12 protein-coding genes are annotated in these 15931 nt (G+C 74.1%); 6 read left to right on the forward strand and 6 right to left on the reverse strand.

Features of this window, described 5'->3' with window-relative positions; all coding sequences use genetic code 11:
- Positions 1–43: 43 nt before the first annotated feature.
- A complete protein-coding gene (locus tag ACFYNO_RS27835; RefSeq protein ID WP_388018204.1) occupies positions 44–1846 on the reverse strand; it encodes a glycoside hydrolase family 36 protein in 1803 nt (600 codons plus the stop codon).
- Between the two features lie 32 nt (positions 1847–1878).
- Positions 1879–3258: an ABC transporter substrate-binding protein gene (locus tag ACFYNO_RS27840; protein ID WP_388018207.1), complete on the reverse strand. Its 1380-nt coding sequence runs from the start codon at positions 3256–3258 to the stop codon at positions 1879–1881.
- A 572-nt stretch (positions 3259–3830) separates the two neighbouring features.
- Here ACFYNO_RS27840 and ACFYNO_RS27845 point away from each other — a divergent pair.
- Positions 3831–4574: an NUDIX hydrolase gene (locus tag ACFYNO_RS27845; RefSeq protein WP_388018210.1), complete on the forward strand. Its 744-nt coding sequence runs from the start codon at positions 3831–3833 to the stop codon at positions 4572–4574.
- Between the two features lie 519 nt (positions 4575–5093).
- The gene (locus ACFYNO_RS27850; protein ID WP_388018213.1) at positions 5094–9065 is read left to right on the forward strand and encodes a Pls/PosA family non-ribosomal peptide synthetase; all 3972 of its coding nucleotides are present in this window, start codon (positions 5094–5096) and stop codon (positions 9063–9065) included.
- 156 nt (positions 9066–9221) lie between these two features.
- Here ACFYNO_RS27850 and ACFYNO_RS27855 read toward each other — a convergent pair whose 3' ends face one another.
- On the reverse strand, positions 9222–9944 hold the full coding sequence (locus tag ACFYNO_RS27855) for an SDR family oxidoreductase (RefSeq protein WP_388018216.1): 723 nt from the start codon (positions 9942–9944) through the stop codon (positions 9222–9224).
- 52 nt (positions 9945–9996) lie between these two features.
- Here ACFYNO_RS27855 and ACFYNO_RS27860 point away from each other — a divergent pair, with 52 nt between their 5' ends.
- From ACFYNO_RS27860 to ACFYNO_RS27870, 3 genes are all read left to right on the forward strand, one after another.
- Positions 9997–10956 carry a patatin family protein gene (locus ACFYNO_RS27860; protein WP_388018219.1) on the forward strand — a complete coding sequence of 320 codons (960 nt, stop codon included), beginning with the start codon at positions 9997–9999 and terminating at the stop codon, positions 10954–10956.
- A 229-nt stretch (positions 10957–11185) separates the two neighbouring features.
- Complete coding sequence (locus ACFYNO_RS27865; RefSeq protein WP_388018222.1) at positions 11186–11629, forward strand: GNAT family N-acetyltransferase; 444 nt, start codon at positions 11186–11188, stop codon at positions 11627–11629.
- Positions 11626–12456, forward strand: coding sequence for an HAD family hydrolase (locus ACFYNO_RS27870; RefSeq protein WP_388018225.1), 831 nt, complete (start codon positions 11626–11628; stop codon positions 12454–12456). The genes ACFYNO_RS27865 and ACFYNO_RS27870 overlap by 4 nt, the downstream gene beginning before the upstream one ends.
- A 233-nt stretch (positions 12457–12689) precedes the next feature.
- Here the strand turns inward: ACFYNO_RS27870 and ACFYNO_RS27875 are convergent, their stop codons facing one another.
- On the reverse strand, positions 12690–13988 hold the full coding sequence (locus ACFYNO_RS27875; RefSeq protein WP_388018228.1) for an RNA polymerase sigma factor: 1299 nt from the start codon (positions 13986–13988) through the stop codon (positions 12690–12692).
- The gene (locus tag ACFYNO_RS27880) at positions 13985–14320 is read right to left on the reverse strand and encodes a YciI family protein (RefSeq protein ID WP_388018231.1); all 336 of its coding nucleotides are present in this window, start codon (positions 14318–14320) and stop codon (positions 13985–13987) included. The genes ACFYNO_RS27875 and ACFYNO_RS27880 overlap by 4 nt, the downstream gene beginning before the upstream one ends.
- A 101-nt stretch (positions 14321–14421) precedes the next feature.
- On the opposite strand from ACFYNO_RS27880, the gene ACFYNO_RS27885 reads away from it, so the two are divergent.
- Positions 14422–14976, forward strand: a complete 555-nt coding sequence (locus ACFYNO_RS27885) for a GNAT family N-acetyltransferase (protein ID WP_388018234.1) — start codon at positions 14422–14424, stop codon at positions 14974–14976.
- An 18-nt stretch (positions 14977–14994) separates the two neighbouring features.
- Here the strand turns inward: ACFYNO_RS27885 and ACFYNO_RS27890 are convergent, their stop codons facing one another.
- A complete protein-coding gene (locus ACFYNO_RS27890) occupies positions 14995–15834 on the reverse strand; it encodes a hypothetical protein (protein ID WP_388018237.1) in 840 nt (279 codons plus the stop codon).
- Between the last annotated feature and the right edge of the window lie 97 nt (positions 15835–15931).

The raw sequence follows: 15931 nt of genomic DNA on the forward strand, positions 1-15931 counted from the left end.
CGATGCGTCGGTGACAGTTGCTGCCTGATCGGCCGTAACTATGTCACTCCGCGTCTTCGAGGACCCGGCACAGTCCGCCCGGCGGAACCGCCACGGCGTGCAGGCCAGGGGTCATGACGAGGGCGAGACCGGGCTGCGGCCGGCCGGCGGCGTCGAACACGGCCAGTCGCACCCGGCGGGTCGGGCCGCTGACGTCCAGCAGCAGGCGGCGGGCGGCGGAGGCGTTGACCAGGGTGAGGGAACGCCAGCCGGTGGTCGTCAGCGGGGCCGGGCGGTCGGTGAAGCTGGTGACCACCAGGCGGTCGCCGTGCCGGGCGGTGATCTGCGGGTAGAGCTCGTCGGGGCGGCCGGGCTCGTAGTGGCCGCCGAGCAGGACCTCGCGCAGCTCGCGCCACGTGGTCAGCCAGAAGGCCAGGGTCCGGCGGTGCAGCGGCGAGAGCTCGGAGAGCCGGGCGGAGAGCTGCGGCACCGAGTGCAGCGCGCCGTGCAGCTGGCGGGCCACGGCGACCGGGGTGGCCTTCGGATCCCACATCAGCATGTCGGAGTGGGCGGCGCCGCCGGGCGCGAGCAGCGCGATGTCCAGGGTGCGGATCCGGTTGGCGACGGGGTCGGCGGGGCAGTCGCAGGCGCGCAGCTGGTTGCCGAAGGCCGTCATCGCCGGGCCGGTGTAGGGCTGGCGGAGCTCGATGACGAACTCGTCGCCGCGCAGCGCGTGCAGCTCCTCGCGTAGCCGGGTGAGCAGCGCGGCCATCGCCTGGCCCACGTCGTGCAGATAGCCGGCGCCGAGCTCGTCCGGCAGGGGAGCGCCGGTGTAGGCCGCGGCGGCCTCGTCCAGGAAGTCGATCTTCAGGCCGTCCAGGCCGTAGCGCTCGACCACCTCGCGGCAGCCGCGCACGATGTGCTCGCGCACCTCGGCGTGCCGGGGGTCGAGGATGCGGCAGTCCAGGGTGCGGTTGTAGTGCGGGGCGAGGCGGGCCCACTCGGCGTGGGCGGCGGAGCGTTCGCCGAGCAGCAGGGGGGCGATCCAGGCACTGTAGCGCAGGCCGAGCTCGCGGACGGCGGCGACGTGGGCGGCCAGGTCGGGGAACTTGGCCGGGTCGGCGCGCCAGTCGCCGCAGCCGGAGTAGCCGCGGCCGCTGGCGTGCAGCTGCCAGCCGTCGTCCAGGTAGAGCTGGCCGCAGCCGAGTTCGGCGGCCAGCTCGGCCTCGCGCTCGACGTCGGCCGCGTTGACGTCCTGGGTGAAGGCGTACCAGGTCGAGTAGACCGGGGTGCGGCCGAACTCGGGGGTGGGCAGCGGGGAGTGGCCCGGCAGGGTGGCGTACCAGTCGCGCAGCTCGCGCAGCGCGGTGGCGAGGGTGCGGCGCGGCACGGCCAGCCGGATCCGCAGCGGGGTGTCGGGCGTGAGGCGGCAGCGCAGCCAGACGCCGAAGCGCTTGTGCTCCTCGGAGACGCCGAACCGCACGGCGGTCTGCTGGACGGTCCGGTCCGCCGCGAAGGCGAGTTGGGCCTTGCCGTGGGTGTCGTAGAGCACGCCGGCGGGGGCGGAGTCGATCAGCGAGACCGCGCGCCAGGGCGACCAGTCGGCGGGCAGGGTGCGGTGCCAGCCGGCGTCGGGGTGCCAGTAGCCGGCCGCGTCGCCGAGCGGCACGTCCAACCGGACCGTCAGCTCCACCGGTTCGGTCGCGGCGACCAGCACGATGTTCTGATTGCCCGTCAGTTCGACGGTGCCCTCCGGTGCTTGGACGGTGACCCGGGCGCCGTGCAGGTCCAGGCTCGCGGCACCGGGGTGCCAGTGGTCCGGGGTGAAGGTGGGCAGCGCGGCGGTGTCGATGGAGCCGGTCTCCACGGGAGGCCTTTCTGCGGGAGCGGGTGGTGCGGTCATGCCTGGGCCCGGCGGGTCTGCTGGGCGAGCTGGTTGGCGGCGTCCTTGAGGAGGGTGGCCGGGTCGGCGCCCTGGAGCAGGACCTTGGTCTGGGCGTCGTCGACGAGCTTCAGGGCCCGCGGGTAGTCGGAGGTGTAGTTGGTGGGGGCGGAGGGCTGGGTGAGCTCCTGGATGAACACCTCGGCGTACTTCTGGCCGCCGAAGAAGGGCTCGGGCTGGTGGAAGACCGGGTCGTCGTAGGCCTTGAGCAGGGCGGGGAAGATGCCCTTGTCCTTGAAGATCTGCACCTGGGACTCGGGCCGGGTGAGCGCGAACTCGGCGAAGGCGAAGGCGGCCCGCTGGTTCTTGCTGGTCCCGGCGACCGCCAGGTGGGTGGAGTTGACGATGGCCGAGCGCGAGCCGCCGGCGGTGACCGCGGGCGGCAGCATGACCCGCCAGTCGCCGCTGGTCTCGGTGTCCGAGGCCGCCATCGAGCCGCCGTACCAGGCCGGGTCGGGGCAGAGGGCGACCTTGCCGGCCTTGACCGCGGCGTCGTAGGTGGAGGTGCCGGGGGAGCCCTGGACGTCGACCACCAGGCCGGCGTCGTTCAGCTCCTTGATCACCGTCAGGGCCCGGACCGCCTCGGGCGAGTTGATGGTGATCTTGCCGTCCAGGTTGAAGAAGAAGACGCCCTGCAGCTGCATCAGCAGCTGGAGCAGGTTGGCGGAGTCGGCGACGGAGGCGGAGGTGTCGAGGGCCAGCAGTGCCGTGCCGGTGGCGGTCTTGACCTTCTTGCCGGCGGCGATCACGTCGTCCCAGGTGCCCAGCGTCGCGGGGTCCACGCCGGCCTTCTTGAAGAGGTCGTCGCGGTAGTAGAACCCGGCCGCGTTGGCCTCCCAGGGCAGGGCGTAGACCTTGTCGGCGCGCGAGACGGTCTGCCACATGCCGGGCGCGAAGGCGTTGGCGTACTGGCCGGCGCCGAGCTTGGAGAGGTCGGCCAGGCCGCCGGGGAACTTCTCGATGTAGTTGGGCAGGTAGTCCACGCCCAGGTGCAGCACATCGCCCAGGCCCTGGCCGCCGGCCTCCATCCCGATGGTGATCTTGTCCCAGATCGCCGGGTTGCCGATGTCCTGGACGGTGACCTTCACCTTGGGGTGCACGGCGTTGAACGCCGGGACCAGTGACCGCAGTTCGGCCGCCGGGTTCTTCCAGCTCCAGACCGTGACCGAACCCGACAGCTCACCCGAGTCACCGGCGCCGCTCCCGCCGCTCCCGCCCGAGCCGCCGGAGCCGCCGCAGGCGGCCAGCGTGCCGGCGCCGCCGGCGGTCAGCGCCGCCGCACCGAGGCCCCGCAGGAACCCGCGCCGACTCGGCTCGCCCATGACTCTGCCACTCATGCCCGGTCTACCTCCCTCGAGGCGCGCCGCGGTGCCGCGTCAGCGGGGACGGCGCGCATGCCTCGGCCGCTCGGCTCGCCGAGGACCGATCAGGAATGTAGTCAACCGAACGGATCTGAACAATGGTTTTCGCCAGATTTTCGATACACGAAGCGAAAACAGCGTGCACGCATCATCCCAGCCGGGCGGGTCGATTCCACTCCCGTGCTGGTGGGAGTGGTTGGTGCGATCGTCAGCCGGTCGACCGAAAGAGGCAGAGGTGGTCACGTCCCGGCTGTTGACTCAGGGTTGATTGTGTTCGATCATGTTGGGTGGGCGAGGGCCCCACGACCCGCTGCGGCCGCTGCGCGAGGGGCGGCCGCAGCGGGCTCGCCGTCGTCGGGCGGAATTCGATTGGCGGTCCGGGGCCCGCCCAGCAGACTTGGGCGATGACCGACTCACCCACCAAGAGCCAACTCCGCTGGTACCTACAGGATGCGCGCGATGGGTGGCGGGCCCACCGCGACCGGGTCGAGCAGGCCGCGCGGAAGGCCGCCGAGCTCGGGTAGCACGGCCCGTGCCAGGATGGTCCGGTGAACCATGGTCAGCCCGCGCCCGCGCCGGTCGAACTGCTGGAGGCCCGGCGGGTGCGGCTGGTCGAGACGGCGCCGCCCGAGCCGTCCGCCGCGCAGCGGGTGGCGATGGAGCGGGTCTGGGCCGCGGAGGTGCGGGCCAATCCGGCCTTCTTCGACGGGCCGGTCACCATCTGCACCGGCGCCCGCTGGGCCGAACCGGGCACCCTGGAGCTGAGCTGGGCCCGGAGCAGCTTCCGCCACCGGGCGCTGTGCCAGGTGCCGGGCGCCGGCCAGTGGTCCTCCTTCTTCGTCACCGTGCTGCAGCGCGACGAGCGGGGGCGGCTGTTGGTCGGCCGGCAGTCCGGCGACACCGCCGCGCCCGGCCGCTGGCAGCCGGCCGGCGGCCTGATCGAGCCGCCCGCGCCCGGTGCGGAACTGGACCTGGCCGCGCTGGCCCGGCACGCCGCCGTCGAGCTGGCCGAGGAGCTGGGGATCCGCACCCCGGCCCGGCAGCTGGCGCCGGCCTTCGTCACCCGGGGCGCGCACGGCAACACCGGGGTGCACTTCCTGGCGCCGCCCCGTCCGGCCGCCGAGCTGCTGGCCCGGCACGCGGAGCTGGCCGCCGCCGAGCGGGCCGCCGGCCGCGAGCCCGAGCTGGAGCGGCTGGCGCTGATCGCCGATCCGGCCGAACTCCTCGGCCTGGAAGGCACCTTGGTGGACTACCTGGTTCCGGTCGCGGCCTGGGGGCTGGGCCGGCGCTGACCGCCGCCGGGTGCGGGCCCCAGGTCCGGCGGGCCGTCCGCCCTCGCCGCTCCCTCGAGCGCCGGCCGGCGGCCGTTGCCGTACGGACGGGCGGTATACGAATCCCCCTTGTGGCGCGGGCCCACTTGAGATTCCCTTAAGGAGATCCGGCCGCGTTTCATCGAATCCTGATCACGCGTAAAGGCGACATTCAGGTGCCGGTCGCCGCTTCCGCCATGCCGAACCGGGACTCCATCAGAATTCCACGACTGTTCAGATCCCTCAATGGGCTGCGGTGGTGCTGTGCTGAACAGGCACGTTATCGACCCATCGACCCGGCCCGGCGGGTCACTACAGAACTCTGACCATTGGATGAGAATTTGCTGTGATTTTATGCTTGCCCACTCGGGCAAGCGTCGTTCTCGGGCAAGGTGAACGAGCACGCTGTCGATCCCGGAAGATCACCTACCCTCATTCCGGTGCAGTACACGGCCCCGCCAGCTTCGTACTCGACAGTTCAAAGACTCGAGGAGATCCCCAATGGCTGCGAGCCACGACCCGGTGCCCCCCACGCATCCGCACCGGTCCGCTCGTGAGGTCGCCGTCTGGCCCGTGACCCCGGCGCCCCAGGCGCGCACCCTGCTCGACATCCTCATCGGCACCGCGCAGGCCCACCCCCATGCCCCGGCCCTGGACGCCGGCGGCGCGGTGCTCGACTACCAGGCCCTGCTCCACGAAGTGGGCACCCTGGCGAACTGGCTGAACCAACGCGGGATCGGCGCCGGCGACCGGGTCGGCGTCCGCGTCCCCTCCGGCAGCGCCGACCTGTACGTCTCGATCCTGGCCGTGCTCGCCGCCGGCGCCGCCTACGTACCCGTGGACGCCGACGACCCCGACGAGCGCGCCGAACTGGTCTGGCAGGACGCCCGGGTCTGCGCCGTGATCGGTGCCGACCGCCGGCTCGCCCTGAAGCACGGCGTCCCGCCCGCCGGCCGGGCCGCCGGTCCGGCGCCGGACGAGGACGCCTGGATCATTTTCACCTCCGGCACCACCGGCCGCCCCAAGGGCGTCGCGGTCACCCACCGCTCCGCCGCCGCCTTCGTGGACGCCGAGGCGCGGATCTTCCTCCAGCACCACCCGCTCGGTCCCGGCGACCGGGTGCTGGCCGGCCTCTCGGTCGCCTTCGACGCCTCCTGCGAGGAGATGTGGCTGGCCTGGCGGCACGGCGCCTGCCTGGTCCCGGCCCCGCGCGCGCTGGTCAAGGCCGGCACCGACCTCGGCCCCTGGCTGGTCGAGCGCGCCATCACCGCGATCTCCACCGTGCCCACCCTGCTCGCGCTCTGGCCCCAGGAGTGCCTGGACCGGGTCCGGCTGGTCATCGTCGGCGGCGAGGCCTGCCCGCCCGACCTGGTGCACCGGATCGCGGCCCCGCACCGCGAGTTCTGGAACACCTACGGCCCCACCGAGACCACCGTGGTCGCCACCGCCGCCCGGATGCTGCCCGGCGAGCCGGTGCGGATCGGCGCCCCGCTGGACGGCTGGCGGATCGCCGTCGTCAACGAGGCCGGCCACCCGGTCGGCTGGGGCGAGACCGGCGAACTGCTGATCGGCGGCATCGGCACCGCCCGCTACCTGGACCCGGTCAAGGACGCGGAGAAGTTCACCGCGCACCCCGTGCTGCCCGGCGGCCGGGTCTACCGCAGCGGGGACCTGGTCGTGGCCGACCCGCGCGGCCTGCTCTTCGTCGGCCGCGCCGACGAACAGGTCAAGCTCGGCGGCCGGCGGATCGAGCTCGGCGAGGTGGACGCCGCCCTGCAGGCGCTGCCCGGCGTCCGGGCCGCCGCCGCGGCCGTGCGCACCAACCCGGCCGGCAGCCAGCTGCTGGTCGGCTACCTGGTGCCGCACCCCGGGGTGGAGCCCGACCTCACGCTGGCCCGGAAACACTTGCAGGAACGTTTGCCCGCCGCCCTGGTCCCGCTGCTCGCCGTCGTCGACCAGCTGCCCACCAAGACCTCCGGGAAGGTGGACCGCAACGCCCTGCCCTGGCCGCTGCCCGGCCTCGGCCAGGGGGACGGCGGCGACCGGTCCCGGCTGACCGGCACCGCCGGCTGGCTGGCCGAGCAGTGGGAGGCCACCCTCGGCCTGCCGGTCCAGGCCGACAGCGACTTCTTCGCGCTCGGCGGCTCCAGCCTGGTCGCCGCCCGGCTGATCTCGGTGCTGCGGGCCAAGTACCCCGGCCTCTCGGTCGCCGACCTGTACGCGAACCCGGTGCTCGGCGACCTCGCCGCCATGCTGGACGGCCAGGACGGCGGACCCGACCGGCAGCGCCGGGTCCGCCGCACCCCGCGCCGGGCCGCGATCGGCCAGACCCTGGTGCTCGCCGTCCTCTACACCGTCACCAGCGTGCGCTGGGTGCTCGCCGTCGCCGGGGTGGACAACCTGATGGGCGGGCGGCTCAGCTGGGCGCCGCACACCCCCTGGTGGCTGATCATCAGCGGGCTGCTGGTGCTCTCCAGCCCCTTCGGCCGGCTGCTGCTCACCGGCCTCAGCGCCCGGCTGCTCACCGCCCGGCTGCGACCCGGCAGCTATCCACGCGGCGGGCTGGCGCACCTGCGGCTCTGGGCCGCCGAACGGGCCGCCGTCGCGTTCGGCGCCGGTGAGCTGATCGGCACCCCGTGGGCCCGGCACTACGCCCGGCTGCTCGGCTGCGGGGTCGGCCGCGGCGCCCACCTGCACGCCCTGCCGCCGATCACCGGCCTGGCCAGCTTCGGCGCCGACTGCTCGGTGGAACCGGGCGTGGACCTGGCCGGCTGGTGGCTGGACGGCGACCTGCTGCACCTCGGCTCGATCGAGATCGGTGCCGGAGCCCGGATCGGCACCCGGGCCACCCTGATGCCCGGCGCCCGGATCGGCACCGCCGCCGAGGTCGCCCCCGGCAGCTGCGTGCTCGACGCCGTGCCGGCCGGCCAGCGCTACCACGGCGCGCCCGCCCGGCCCAGCAGCGAACCCGGCGACCCCTGGCCGGGCGGGGGACGGACGCGTGGCCGGGGCTTCTGGAACCTCGCCTACGGCCTCGGCCTGCTCGGCTTCACCGCGCTGCCGCTGCTCGCCGCCCTGCCCGCGCTGCTGGTGCTCTACCCGATGCTGGACGCCGACCGCACGCTCGGCACCGTGCTGCTGCAGCTGCTGCCGGCCAGCGCCGTGCTCACCCTGGTCACCGTGCTGGTCTACGCGCTGCTGCTGGTGCTGCTGATCCGGATCTGCAGCCTGCCGGTCAAACCCGGGTACCACCCCGCGCACGGCAAGGTCGCCTGGTGCGTCTGGGCCGTCAACCGGCTGATGGACACCGCCCGGCGCACCCTCTTCCCGTTCTACGCCAGCCTCTTCACCCCCGTCTGGCTGCGGCTGCTCGGCGCCAGGATCGGCAGCCGGGTGGAGGCCTCCACGGTGCTGGCGCTGCCCGGCCAGATGTCCGTGGACGACGGTGCGTTCCTCGCCGACGACACCCTGATCGCGCCGTTCGAGGTGCGCGGCGGCTGGCTGCGGGTCGGACCGTCGCGGGTCGGCCGGCGCGCCTTCGTGGGCAACTCCGGCATCGTCGGGGCCGACCGCGAGCTGCCCGACCGGGCGCTGGTCGGGGTGCTCTCCGACGCTCCGGCCAACGCCGCGCCCGGCTCCTCCTGGCTCGGGCGGCCCGGCATCGAGCTGCCCCGGGTGGCCGACCAGGCCGACGAGGGCCGCACCTACGACCCGCCGCGCCGGCTGATGCTGGCCCGGGCCTGCGTGGAGCTCTGCCGGCTGCTGCCGGTGGTGCTCACGGTGATCCTCGGCGACCTGGTCTTCGGCGCGCTGGAGGCGGTGATCGACCGGGACGGCGTGGCCGCGGCGCTCGCCGTCGGCGGCGTGGTGCTGGCCGGCGCCACGCTGGCCGCCTGCCTGGTCACCACGCTCGCCAAGTGGCTGCTGGTCGGCCGGTTCCGCAGCGGTGAGCATCCGCTCTGGTCAAGCTTCGTCTGGCGCAACGAGCTGTACGACACCTTCGTGGAGGAGCTGGCCATGCCCTGGGGCGGCCAGGCCCTGCTCGGCACGCCCTACCTCAACCTGTGGCTGCGCAGCCTGGGCGCCAAGATCGGGCGCGGCGCCTGGTGCGAGACCCACTGGCTGCCGGAGGCCGACCTGGTCACCGTCGGGCCCGGCGCCAGCGTCAACCGCGGCACCGTGCTGCAGACCCACCTGTTCCACGACCGGGTGATGCGGCTGGGCACCGTGCGACTCGACGAGGGCGCCACCCTCGGCCCCAACTCCATCGTGCTGCCCGGCACCACGATCGGCGCCGGCGCCTCGATCGGCGGAGCCTCACTGGCGATGCGCGGCGAGTCGATCCCGGCGAGCACCCGGTGGATCGGCAACCCCGTGGCCGCCTGGCCGACCGCGCACGCGGCAGGCGTCCCGCAGCAGAGCCGCGGACGGCACCGGGGCGCGGGAGGGCGGCGGCAGGCGGTGCAGCGGTAATGCTGGGCATTATTAATCGGCGGTGAGTGTGGAGCGGCGGTAATGCTGCGCATTATTAACCGGTGGTGGGCGTAGGGCCTGCGGTAATGCTGCCCATTATTAACCGGGCGGGGCCGACTGACGTGGTGTCAGCCGGCCCCGCCCGTCGGACCTCCGTCAGCCGACCCCGCCCGAAGCGCGCAGGTTCTGGCCGGTCATCCAGCGGCCGTCCGGGCCGACCAGGAAGGCCACCACATCGGCCACGTCCGCCGGCTGGCCCAGCCGCCCCAGCGGCGAGAGCGCGGCCGCCGCCTCCAGCACCTCGGCCGGGTTCAGCCCGCGCAGCAGGTCGGTGTCGGTGAACCCCGGCGAGACGGTGTTCACCGTGATCCCCCGGGCGCCCAGCTCCTTCGCCGCCACCGCCGTCAACTGCTCCAGCGCCCCCTTGCTCGCCGCGTACGGCGCGATCTTCACCGAAGGGCGCACCGTATTGACCGTCGAGACGTTGACGATCCGTCCGCCCTCGCGCATGGTCCGGGCCGCGTGCCGGATGGTCAGGAACGCCGAGCGGGCGTTCACCGTCAGCACCCGGTCGAAGTCCGCCAGCTCCGTCTCGGCGATCGAGGCCGGCGCGAACGACGCCGCCGCGTTGTTCACCAGCACGTCCAGGCCGCCCAACCGCTCCTCGGCCGCCGCCATCAGCTGCTCCGTCTGCGCCGGGTCGGACAGGTCCGCCCGCAGTCCCACCGCACCGGTCAGCTTCTCGACCTCGCGCGCCGCCGCCTCGTTGTTCGCGTAACCGAACACCACCTCGGCGCCGTCGCGCCGCAGCCGCTCGACGATCGCGCGCCCGATCCCGCGCGAACCCCCGGTCACCACAGCCGCCTTACCCTGTATCACGGTCCCCTCCGTTCGTTCGTGGCCTCGCCATCCTCGCAGGAAGCACCCGCCGATGACCCAGCAGTTTCCCGATCCGCACCCGGTCCTCGCCGCGCTCGCCGAACGCGCGCGGACCGGCAGCCGGCCCGGCGCCCGCACCGACGGCCACCGGATCGCGCTGGCCGTCGAGGGCGGCGGGATGCGGGGCGCGATCTCCGCCGGGATGGCACTGGGCCTGCACGAGAGCGGCCTGCTGCCCGCCTTCGACGCCGTGTACGGCGCCTCGGCCGGCGGCATCACCGGCGCCTGGCTGCTCAGCAGCTCCCCGGAACTGCTGCGCGGCTGGGCCGAGCCGGCCTACGCGAAGGCGATGATCAAGCTGCGCAACGCCTGGCTCGGACGGCCGGTGGTGGACGTCCGCGACCTGGTCGAGCGGCTCTACGTGGAAGTCGCGCCGATGGACTTCGCCGCCGTGCTGGCCAACCCGATCACCCTGCACCCGCTGGCCACCGACGTGCTGACCGGCGAGTCCACCGACCTGCGCCCCTACCTCACCGGCCCCGCCGAACTCCGCCTCGCCCTGCGGGCCAGCGCCGCCCTGCCGCTGCTGGCCGGGCCGCCGGTGGAACTGGGCGGCCGGCGATGGTTCGACGCGGGACTGGCGGAGTCGGTCCCGTTCCGCACCGCCCTCCACCAGGGCGCGAGCCACGTCCTGGTGCTGCGCTCCCGCCGTCCGGGGGCTGCGGCCACGGCTCCCGTGGGTCCGTCCCGCGGCTCCCGGATGATCGCGGGCACCGCACTGCGCCGCTACCCCGCGCCGCTGCGGCACTCCTACCTCTCCCGCGGCGCCCGCCTGCACGCCGACGACACCTTCCTGCACCGCCCCCCGACGGGCCCGGCGGTGCTCACCGTCCACCCCGGGGCGGACACCCCGCACGTCAGCCGGCTGGCGCGGGACGGCGACGTCCTGATCCGCGGCTTCGAAGCGGGCCGGGCGGCGGCGAAGGGGGCGCTGGCGGGGGTGGCTGGGTAACGGGCTCCTCGCACGTCGTCGGCCTTCCCGGTGCGGGGCGGGCGCGGTGTCTCGGCTGCTCCGCACCCGGCGTCCCGACGGGGAGGTGGCCCAGCCATCCCCGGCTCCCTTGCCGGACAGCAGCCCCGCCCCTCCACCCCCGCCCGCTGCGCACTCCGCCGCCCCCGCCAGCCCGCCTCCGGCATCCCCGCTGGTCGGGCCGCGTGCCCGGCACGCTAGCCTCGCGATCATGGTGAACCGGGTGTTGCGCGAGGCGACGGCGGCGGATGTGGAGCCCCTGGCGGAGATCCGGGCCGTGGTGATGCGGCCGGACCTGGAGCGGTTGGGCCGCTACGACCCCGAGCGGGTGCGGCAGCGGTTCCGGGACGGGTTCGACGCCTCGCACACCTGGGTGATCGAGGTGGACGGCGCGCTCGCGGGCAGCGTCGCGCTGCGGCCCGCCGAGGACGGCCACTGGCTGGAGCACTTCTACCTCGCCGAGCACCTCCAGGGCGCCGGCGTCGGCACCGGCGTGCTGCGCGAGCTGCTCGCGCGCTGCGACCGCGACTCCCTCCTGACCAGGCTGAACGTGCTCCAGGGCAGCCCGGCCCGCCGGCTCTACGAGCGGTTCGGGTTCGTGCTGGACAGCGAGGACCCGGTGGACGTCTACCTGGTGCGGCAGCCCGCGAGGTGACCGGCGCGCCGGTCCTGCTGCTCGATCTCGACGACACGCTGATCCCGGACGTCCCCGCCGCCCGCCGGGCCATCGCCGACACCCTCGGCAGTCTCGGCAGTCTCGGCCTTCCGGCGACAGCGGAGGCCGTGGACGGCGTGCTCGCCGCCGTCCGCCGCGTCTGGCGCGCCGAACCGGCGCGCCGGCATCCCGCGTTGGCCCAGGTCAGCTCCTGGGAGTCGCTCTGGGTGGACTACGGCACCCTGGACGAGCTGCCCGAGCGGGTCCGCGAGCGGCTGCTGCGCCACGACGAGCGGGCCTGGGCGGCGGCGCTGCACCAGCTCTCCGCTGACGCACGCTCAGCGCCCGAGGCCTCCGATGGCTCCCATGGCTCCGATGCCGCCGAGGCCGCCGCCCGGTTCCGCCACCGCCGGGCCGAGCTGACCCGCCCCCTCCCCGGCGTGCCCGCGCACCTGGACCGGCTCGCCGCCCGCCACGAGCTGTGGCTGGTCACCCAGGGCTGCCGCACCCTGCAGCGCCGCAAGCTGGCGCTCTCCGGCCTCGCCCCGCGCTTCGCCCGGGTCTTCGTCTCCGGCGAACTGGGCTACGAGAAGGCCGACCCGCTCTTCGCCGAACTGCTGCTCTCCCAACTGGCCCGCACCGGCCGATCGGTCTGCCAACTGGTCGGCGACGGCACCGCCACCGATCTGCTGCTGGCCTCCTTCGGCGGTTGGGACGCTCTGCACATCTGCACTCCGGAGAATTGCCGGGATGCCGACCGTACTGGTGTACGTCATGCCCTCGATCTCGGGGGAGTGACGGCGCACTGCGATTCCCTTGGGCACTGACGCTGCCTTGCAAAGGTCCGTCAGGCACTCTGCCTCGCCGCCCGATTGAATGACCGTCAACTCATCACACCGGCTATCCTGCGGGCACCCGAGAACGTTTTCCGCGCGCCCCGCTCCGCATTCCACCGGGCTCCGGGTATTGCCCCCCACTCCATCCACCCCCGACCATCCCAGCGGAATACCGCCGCACCACCACGAACCGGTCCACCGACCCGGAACACCGGCAGCCGGAATCACCCCGCCGAACCACTGCCCACGGATTTCCGCAAGGTTTCCGCCCTTTCCAGCAGCGCCTCCCGCTCCGCCGTTCCACGGGCGCGCTCGGCGGCGGTGCGGAAGAGCCGCGCCGCCTGCTCGCCGTCGCCCGCCCGGGCGGTCAGTTCGGCCTCGGCGGCCACCGCCAGCGGGTAGTCGTCCAGCGCGCCGCCCGCCCGCGCGGCCGCCAGCAGCGCCAGCCCGGCGGCCGGGCCGTGCGCGTAGCCGTGCGCCACGGCGCGGTTGAGCTCGATCACCGGACTGGGCTGCAGCCGGGCCAACTCGTCGTAGCAGTCGGCGATCCGGACCCAGTCGGTGGCCCCGGGCGAGCTCGCGGTGGCGTGGCAGGCAGCGATCCGGGCCTGCAGCGCGTACGGCCCGGTGCTCCGCGAGTCGGCCAGCAGCCCGAGCGCTTCGGCGATCGCGGCGCCGTCCCAGCGGGACCGGTCCTGCCGGTCCAGGGTGACCAGCCGCCCCTGCGCGTCCCGCCGCGCGTCGCGGCGGGAGTGCTGGAGCAGGAAGAGCGCCAGCAGTGCCGGGACTTCGGGCTCGCCGGGCATCAACCTGGCCAGCAGCCGGGCGAGTCGGACCGCCTCCTCGGCGAACGCGGGCTCGCCGTCCGGCCCGTAGCCGTGGGTGAAGAGCAGGTAGAGCACGGCGAGTACGCCCGGCAGCCGCTCGCCCAGCGCGGCGCCGGTCGGCACCGCGTAGGGGATGCCGGCCTGGGCGATCCGGGTCTTGGCCCGGGTCAGCCGCCGGGTCATCGCCGACTCGCCGACCAGCAGGTAGCGCGCGATATCGGCGGTCGGCACGGCGCAGATCGTCCGCAGGGTCAGCGCCACCCGGGCCTCCAGGGTGAGCGCCGGGTGGCAGCAGGTGAAGATCAGCCGGAGCCGGTCGTCGGCCAGTTCGACGTCCTGTTCTGTCGCCGCCTCAGCCGCGGCCGCGGCCCCCTCCGCCCCCTCCGCCCGCTCGGCGAGCAGCGCCAACTCGGCCAGCTTGGCCCGCTCCACAGTCGCCCGCCGCAGCACGTCCAGCGCCCGGTTGCGCGCCACCGTCATCAGCCAGCCGCCCGGATTGCCCGGCACCCCGTCCACCGCCCAGCTCGCCAGGGCCTGCGCCAGCGCCTCCTGCGCGCAGTCCTCGGCCAGCGTCCAGTCGCCGGTGACCCGGATCAGTGCCGCCACGATCCGCTGGTACCCCTCCCGCGCCGCCTCCGCGGCGGCCGAAGCCGCCGCGGAGCGGGCCGCCGGACCTGCGCCGGAGAGCGGGCTCACTGCTCGAAGTCGGCGAGCGGCCGCAGCTCGATCCGGCCGCCGCGCGCCATCGGGTGGGTCCGGGCGACCTCGATGGCCTCGTCCAGGTCCTTGCAGTCCAGCAGGTCGAAGCCCACGATCAACTCCTTGGTCTCGGCGAACGGGCCGTCCGAGAGCAGCAGTTCGCCGTTGCGCACGCGCACCGTGGTGGCCGCCTCCTTGCCCGCCAGCACCATGCCCTGGAGCCGGCGGCCGGCCGCGTCATTGGTGTCGACCCAGACGTCGATGTCGGTCTCCGGCGCGGGGTCGGTGTCGGGCCGGGGGTCGGTGCAGACGAACATCATGTACTTCATGGCGGTGCCTCCCTGGTTCGTACGGTTCTACCGTAGTGACGAACGGGGACAGCCGATCCGGACACCCGGGGCAGGAGGAATTCCCGGATACCGTGAGGTCCATGATCAACCCGTGCACCGACGAGCAGCCCGTGGTCCCGCTACCGGAGGCCGGGCTGCTGCTGCGGCCTTGGCAGCCCGAGGACGCCGGGGCGCTGCTCGCGGCGGGGGAGGACCTGGCGATCCGGCAGTGGAACCTGCTGGAGGTCGCCTCGGCGGAGGCGGCGCGGGGCCGGATCGCGCGGATGCGCGAGCGCTGGCGGGCCGGCACGGGCGCGGTCTGGGCGGTCGACCGGGGCGGGCGAGCGGTCGGGCTGATCGGCCTGAACGGTCTCGACCTCGATCCGGCGGTCCGCGGCGGCGAGCTCGTCTACTGGCTGCTCCCGGCCGCCCGGGGCGCCGGCCTCGCCGTGCCCGTCGTGCTGGCGCTCAGCGACTGGGCGTTCGGCGAGCTGGGGCTGCACCGGGTCCGGCTCTGCCACGCGGTGGCGAACCAGGCGTCCTGCCGGGTCGCCGTCGGGGCCGGCTTCGAGTACGAGGGCACCATGCGCGACGCCCTGCGCCACCAGGACGGCTGGCACGACCAGCACCTGCACGCCCTGGTGCGGGGCGACTGACGCCCGGTCCGGTCGCGCTCAGGCGAGCAGCACCGCGGTCGCCTGCTCGGCGGGCATGTTCTCCGGCACGCTGGAAAGCTTGCCGGCGATGCCGCGCTTGCCGGTGAACCGGCCCAGGTCGTCGATGCAGGCCTTGGCCTCGGCGTCGTTGGCGAAGTCCCAGACCAGCAGCCGGTGCACCATGGCGACGGCCTCGATCGGGCCCAGCCCGGTGCCGTTGGGCGTGCCGGTGAGGTGCCGGAAGGTCGGTACCAGCCGGGCCAGCGCGCACCGGGCCTCGCCGACCAGCGGGTGGCCGACCGGCAGGTTCTGCTGCAGCCACGGGATCAGGCCCTGCAACTGCTGCACGGCGGTGAGCACGTCCCCCGCGCGGGCCTGGTTGGCCGCCAGCCGCACCTGGACCGTCAGCACCCGGGCGTCGTAGGTGCCGTGGACCGCCGTCAGCGCGGGCAGCAGCTCCTGGAACCGCTGCGAGGCGGTGCGCGGGTCGCCGCTGTTGCCGATCGCGGTGGCCAGCTCCAGGTGCGCGACCAGGGTGTCGGGGTCGGACGGGCCCAGCTCCTGCGCCATGTCGGTCACCACCTGGCCCAGCAGGTGCACGGCCGCAGCCGACTTGCCGCCCGCGTCCTGCTGGGTCCCCAGCTCGCGCCAGGTCACCAGGGTCTCCCGGTCGAACCGCCCGAGCCGCGCCGTCATCTCCCGGGCCACCAGGTCCAGCAGGTACTGGGTCGCGGCCTCCGACGGGGCGTCGGCCGCGGCGTCGCGGAAACGTATCAGCACCTCTCGCAGGGCGTCATCGGCGGGCACGGAATCCTCGGGCTCGGCCGGACCGAACGAACCGGACGACTCAGCGGACACGGACACAGGCAAACCTCATCGATCTACGCGAACGAACCAGCACGACCACGCCAGCGCCCGACACCTCGCTGTGCGGGGGCCATTCTTCCCTGACCGG

It is taken from the genome of Kitasatospora sp. NPDC006697 (assembly GCF_042869935.1).
In the GTDB taxonomy this organism is placed as follows: Bacteria; Actinomycetota; Actinomycetes; order Streptomycetales; family Streptomycetaceae; genus Kitasatospora.

What these genes read in the sequence shown, in the direction of transcription:
- ACFYNO_RS27840 (WP_388018207.1), bottom strand. Translation starts at nt 3,258, where the DNA reads ATGAGTGGCAGAGTCATGGGCGAGCCGAGTCGGCGCGGGTTCCTGCGG.
- ACFYNO_RS27850 (WP_388018213.1), top strand. Translation starts at nt 5,094, where the DNA reads ATGGCTGCGAGCCACGACCCGGTGCCCCCCACGCATCCGCACCGGTCC.
- ACFYNO_RS27860 (WP_388018219.1), top strand. Translation starts at nt 9,997, where the DNA reads ATGACCCAGCAGTTTCCCGATCCGCACCCGGTCCTCGCCGCGCTCGCC.
- ACFYNO_RS27865 (WP_388018222.1), top strand. Translation starts at nt 11,186, where the DNA reads ATGGTGAACCGGGTGTTGCGCGAGGCGACGGCGGCGGATGTGGAGCCC.
- ACFYNO_RS27880 (WP_388018231.1), bottom strand. Translation starts at nt 14,320, where the DNA reads ATGAAGTACATGATGTTCGTCTGCACCGACCCCCGGCCCGACACCGAC.
- ACFYNO_RS27885 (WP_388018234.1), top strand. Translation starts at nt 14,422, where the DNA reads ATGATCAACCCGTGCACCGACGAGCAGCCCGTGGTCCCGCTACCGGAG.